The organism is Streptomyces spiroverticillatus (assembly GCA_014650415.1).
In the GTDB taxonomy this organism is placed as follows: Bacteria; Actinomycetota; Actinomycetes; order Streptomycetales; family Streptomycetaceae; genus Streptomyces; species Streptomyces spiroverticillatus.
This window is the reverse complement of sequence record BMUX01000067.1, coordinates 1-1,278: the sequence shown is the minus strand read 5'-3', so window position 1 is coordinate 1,278 and position 1,278 is coordinate 1. Positions and strand designations below refer to the sequence as shown.

The 1,278-nt window shown below is 64.2% G+C and carries 1 protein-coding gene; it reads right to left on the bottom strand.

Features of this window, described 5'->3' with window-relative positions; translation table 11 throughout:
- On the bottom strand, positions 1 to 1,278 hold a 1,278-nt coding region (locus IE269_RS42690), incomplete at both ends, for a beta-ketoacyl [acyl carrier protein] synthase domain-containing protein (protein ID WP_189828762.1).

The window sequence follows — 1,278 nt, the reverse complement described above, 5'->3', positions numbered from 1 at the left end:
CTCCGGTGCCTCCTCCACAATCACATGCGCATTCGTCCCACTGATCCCGAACGCCGACACCCCCGCACGCCGACGCCCACCCACCGACACCGGCCACTCCACCACCTCCCCCGGCACCACAACCCGCCCCACACCCCACTCCACATGCTCCGACAACACCTCCGCATACAACGACGCAGGCACCAACCCCGCCCGCATCCCCAACACCACCTTGACCACACCCGCCAACCCCGCCGCCGCCTGCGCATGACCGATATTCGACTTCAACGACCCCAACAACAAAGGCCGCACCCGCCCCACCCCATACGACGCCAACAACGCCCCCGCCTCAATCGGATCCCCCAACACCGTCCCCGTCCCATGCGCCTCCACCACATCCACCTCACCCCCCACCACCCCCGCATCCCGCAACGCCGCACCAATCACCCGCTCCTGCGCCCGACCACTCGGCGCCGTCAACCCATTACTCGCCCCATCCTGATTCACCGCAGAACCCGACACCACCGCCAACACCGGATGACCCCACCGCACCGCATCACTCAAACGCTCCACCACCAACGACACCACCCCCTCACCCCACACCGTCCCCCCAGCCCCCGCACCAAACGCACGACACCGCCCATCCACCGCCAACCCCCGCTGCCGACTGAACTCCACAAACATCCCCGGATGCGCCATCACCGTCGCACCCCCCACCAACGCCACATCACACTCACCCCGACGCAACGACACACACCCCTGATGCAACGCCACCAACGACGACGAACACGCCGTATCAATCGTCAACGCCGGCCCCTCCAAACCCAACACATACGCAATACGCCCCGACGCCACACTCGACGTATTCCCCGTCAACAAAAACCCCTCAACACCCTCCCCACCCTCATGCAACGCAGGACCATACCCATTATGAATAACCCCCATAAACACCCCCGTCCTACTCCCCCTCAACGACAAAGGATCAATCCGCGCCCGCTCCACCGCCTCCCACGACGTCTCCAACAACAACCGCTGCTGCGGATCCATCGCCACCGCCTCCCGCGGCGAAATACCAAAAAACCCCGCATCAAAATCCGCAACCCCCCGAACAAACCCACCCCGCCGCACATACGACGTCCCCCCATGATCCGGATCAGGATGAAACAACCCCTCCACATCCCACCCCCGATCCACCGGAAACCCCGACACCGCATCCACCCCACCCACCAACAAACCCCACAAACCCTCCGGAGACACCACACCCCCCGGAAAACGACACCCCATACCCACCACAGCAAT